The sequence below is a fragment of the Nostoc sp. CHAB 5715 genome (assembly GCF_020829685.1).
Lineage (GTDB): Bacteria > Cyanobacteriota > Cyanobacteriia > Cyanobacteriales > Nostocaceae > Nostoc.
On record NZ_JAIVFR010000639.1, the window covers coordinates 1 to 4,500 of the forward strand.

The window sequence follows — 4,500 nt, forward strand, 5'->3', positions numbered from 1 at the left end:
AACTTCGACCAATTGCAATATATTGCTTCACGACCAATCGACTCTGCCTATAAATTAAATTTGTTAGGAACCCCGTCCGAAAAGCAGGGTTATTCAGCTTTCTTCAATCTTGATTCCTCTGCCCCAGATTTTGGTCATCGAGATATCAGTTTAAATGCATCTGGTAATGGCGCTCCTTATTACACAACTGGTCGGCAGGGAAGCCCTGAAGTACCTCCTAGCGGTGCAACCAGAACTGCGAACGTAACTGAAATTGCTGGCTTTCCTAGCCTAAGTAGCTATTTGACAAGTAACGGAATTGCTCCAAGCAATCTGGGATTTGGCTATGGGCAAAAAAGTGATCTTAGTTTCACCACCACATGGAATCTGGGTGAAGATAAGCTTGGTCAAGATTGGTTTGCTAGTCCCACTTCCAAGATTGAGGAAAGAATTTATAAGGCTAATTCAGATGATGTTGAACTATTCCTCTCTTATGAGACAAATAAAATAGTTAGTTTCGGGTATTCTAATATTTATTCAGCTCTTGATTACGGTGCTACCACGCAACTTTCTGATGACATTGATGTTGCTTATACTGACCCGATTAAAGCAATAAAAGTTACTGAATTAGATCCATTTGCAGACGCGTTGGCTGACGCTTTCTTACAAGATATTGCTGTTGCTGGCGGTGGAGTCCAAGTAGTTATCGAGGACAACGTTGTTGACGACAGTAATTTTGTGACTGGTAACGGATTCGGTGTAATAAATCTTCGATTCATTGGCTCTTTACGAGCGGTAGCAATACCAGAATCGTCTTCAGTATTAGGACTATTGATGGTTGGGGCTTTAGGTGCAGTTTCTCGTTTCAAGAAACGGAAAACTAGGATAGGTCGTCAATTGAGAGGGAGCTGATAGAGAACAAGAGAATAAAAATCTTCTCACTTTTGCAAAAACGTCAAATAGCAAGTATATCCTTAAGCACAAATCTCTAAATACACGAACCATAAAATCAATACGGAGCTTGTTCGCCGTAGATCAACTGATTATCTTACTTCGTAAAAAGTCCGCAAGCGGCGATGCATAAGGCAAGCCACAACGCGTTTACGTAAATTAGAAGGGAGCATCCCAATTTTGCCAAAAGACATAGGACTGGTACAAAAACCCTGTACAAACCTCTTTCCTTTGCGTTCTTTGCATCCTTTGCGGTTCGTTATTTGATTCTCCGTTTAAGTCCAAATACCGTATAAAAATAAACTTGCACATTTGGGATGCTCCCAATTAGAACTTGGAGAATTTCCCAAATTATAGGCTTCAAAATCTATTCTTCCAAGCTTTGATCACTTAAGGATTTAATTTTAACCTTAGTCTTATGCAACTCTGAACCTATAATCCAATTGTGTAACAAGGAAGCTCTCTCGTGTCTATAAAAGCGCTGTATCGCACTACTAGTCTTGTATTAATTGTTGAAAGTTTCTTGATCTTTGTGCCAATGTTAATCCTTGGCCCAGCGATCAACTGGCCTGCTAGCCTAAGGGCACCTGCTAACGTCATGTTACCATTACTGTTCAAGCAGGCTCAACTCGTCAGGATTGGTTACTTCTTCTACCTACTTTACTCTCTGCTCTTCTGGGTCGTGGCATTATTGACTGCACGCGTGGTTGCCAATGGAAACGCAAACCCCCTATGGCTTCGTGTTGCGACAGGGTTCGGAATCGCATCTACAGTCGCTCGCACGCTAGGCATTATTCGTTGGTTAGTACCGATGCCAGCTCTTGCAACACTCTATGCCGATCCTTCAACCTCTGCACAGACTCGGGAAGCAATCATCGTTGTGTACAAAGTCCTCAATGACTATGCTGGATCTGTAGGTGAAGTACTAGGTGTAAGCTTATTTGCAGTATTGTGGTTAACGATCCTCTCCATTGCCTTGTTGCGGTCAAAAACACTACCGCATTGGTTGGGGCTTCTCGGAATCGTAGCTGCTCTATTTCTTGCGAGTTCATTACTCGAAATGTTCGGGGTGGATTTGGGAGCATTTATCGTCATATCAGTGACCATGCTCCAGATATGGTTTCTGTCCACAGGTGTAGTGTTATTTATTATACAGAATAATCTGCCTCATGGGTAGTATTCCGGCGATCGCATCCTTTTTTGAAGTATTGGAACCCTAATATCTGTACATTGGCTTGAGCTACGGACAAAAAAGCGATCGCGATTTTACTGCTACCTGGAACTTAGGGGATGACAAGCTAGGAAAGGATTGGTTTTCCAGTCCCAATTCATCACTTGAAGAAAGAATTTATACCGCCAACCCAGATGATGTCGAGTTATATCTAACTTATGACACCACCAAGATAATTGATTTTGGATATACTCCTTTTTATTCATTTCTCGAATACGGCCCTACTCCTGCAACAGTGGATGATAGCGAAGCCATTCTTACTGACCCATTTATTGCGAGTAAACCTACTGGATTAACTTCCTTAACGGCAGGTTTAGCAGATGCTTTTTTACAAGATGTTGCTAGTGCTGGTGGTGGACTTCAAATAGTTTATGAAGACGCCCAAGTTGAAGATGTTGGCTTTACAACTGGTAATGGATACGGTGTCATACGTATTCCCTTTCCATTATCTTTAAATATCGTTTCTAATACAAAAGTGCCTGAATCCTCTTTATCCATAGGTCTATTGATCTTTGGAGGTTTAGGTGCAGTTTCTTCTCGTCTCAAGAATAGAAAAGGGCATATCTAGCCTTTGGGGGAGCGGGAACTAGTGTGTCAGGCTGCGAGGATATCTGTGTGGCTAAGACTTCAGGTTCTAGGTTTTCATTCCGGACAACGAGTAGATCGTAAAGAGTCCAATAATTAATCGTGCCAATAATGCTGTTGAAAGCAATTTGAATATTAAGCGCAGTGGATTGAGAAATGGTTTTCAGGGCATTCCGAAATTCCTATTGCCTAAAATGATGGTAATTCCCATCGGTAAAGGGATGGCCATTTTGGAGAGAGGAAGCGATCGCTTCCTCTTTTTCGCATATTTAATTGATTATGTTGGATAAAGAACTTGCACAAAATACAGCTGAATTCAGAATTTAGAAGTCAGAATGGACTACACCCCGCTAATAGAGCGATCGCATCCTTGATTGTCGTGGGAACATATTAGTTCATATATACTATGAAAACTCCAGCGATGAAATACTGGTCAGAAAACTTTTTATGAATTTCTGCGAAAAACTTGAACTTGAGTTTGATAACTAGATAGTAAACTCTACTAATCCAGGTATTAAACATCAAGTTATGGATTCGTTTATTAGAAATTTAAACAGTCAGAGGCATCTCTAGACTACTTCTGCAAGTATTTCACCAGGAGATTTTCTATGACAAACGTCCACACGGTCACTAATCTAAACCAACAACTCCAGCATCTCGTATGCCGAGCTTGTTCGCAAACAACAACGAGTATGATGCGGCGGCAAAAACTTAGTGAGATAGTTAGAGTTGTAGTGAAATCGGGCAAACTCTGGAAAGAGAACACAGCTTATTATAATGATGCTCTGCAACAAACTTGGTTATATTTCTGCCGAAACCCAGAGCAGTATAACCCGGAGAGTTGTAGTGTGATCACCTGGCTCGACAATTGTCTCAAGTGGCGACTGCAAGATTTTCGCTCTAGAGAAGCCCAAATTCAAGCTAAGACTATTCCCCTATCTACCTTGGAAATTGAAAATACAACCAAAGCAATCGAAAACTTGCCAGCAGCAGCTGATATTCCACCAATTTTGGAAGAAACTTATCAATGGGCTTTTACAGATCCAGACAATGACTTAGCCAGCACTCATGTTAAAGGACGCCCTGAGGTAACTTGCCAAATATTAATCCTGCGACGCCTGCCTCCAGAAACCCCCTGGAAAAACATTGCCAAGGAATTCAATTTACCTCCATCAACTGCACCCAACTTCTATAAACGTGAATGCTTACCTCGCTTACGAAATTTTGCTCTCAGGCAAGGGTATCACGAAATTTGGAATTAAGGCAAAGATATCTAAAGTAGAAAACTATCTATCAAATGGAAGGAAACTATGATTCATAGCACTAAAAACTTAGCAGAAAAATCCATTCCAGTATCTATTACCCAAGCAGCACTAAAGATAGCACGCTTTTTTGCTGATGAACAGATAACACCAGAAAAGAAAAAACAGGTATATCTTAATACGTTGGCTGTATGTGCGGTGAATGATTACATGGAAATGATGAACATTCCCACAGACCCAAAGGCTAGCGATAGTTGGAATTGTGCCATGCGCTATTATGCAGATGTGGCAGACCTCAAGTTGAGTGTATTAGGTTACTTAGAATGTCGCCCTGCAAGCCCTGGTAATCTCTGCTATATTCCACCAGAAGTCCCGGATGACAGAATCGGCGTAGTTGTAGTTGAGCTAGATATAGAACATCAACAAGCAACTCTAATCGGGTTTGCTAAAACAGTAAAAGCTGGTGAACTTTTTTTTAACGAGTTACAGACT

General features: G+C 41.2%; 5 protein-coding genes. All 5 read left to right on the top strand.

Annotated features, from left to right (window positions below; genetic code table 11):
* Positions 1-891, top strand: an 891-nt coding sequence (locus LC574_RS27950; RefSeq protein WP_229456923.1) for a PEP-CTERM sorting domain-containing protein, incomplete at its 5' end; no start/stop codon positions are given.
* Between the two features lie 505 nt (positions 892-1,396).
* On the top strand, positions 1,397-2,107 hold the full coding sequence (locus LC574_RS27955) for a DUF4386 family protein (protein WP_229456924.1): 711 nt from the start codon (positions 1,397-1,399) through the stop codon (positions 2,105-2,107).
* Positions 2,108-2,165: 58 nt separating this feature from the next.
* Entirely contained in the window at positions 2,166-2,729 is a 564-nt protein-coding gene (locus LC574_RS27960; RefSeq protein WP_229456925.1) for a hypothetical protein, read from the top strand.
* A 625-nt stretch (positions 2,730-3,354) separates the two neighbouring features.
* Positions 3,355-4,008, top strand: a complete 654-nt coding sequence (locus tag LC574_RS27965; protein ID WP_229456926.1) for a sigma-70 family RNA polymerase sigma factor — start codon at positions 3,355-3,357, stop codon at positions 4,006-4,008.
* Between the two features lie 48 nt (positions 4,009-4,056).
* Positions 4,057-4,500 (top strand): DUF1822 family protein (locus tag LC574_RS27970; RefSeq protein ID WP_229456927.1); only part of this gene is annotated, 444 nt, incomplete at its 3' end.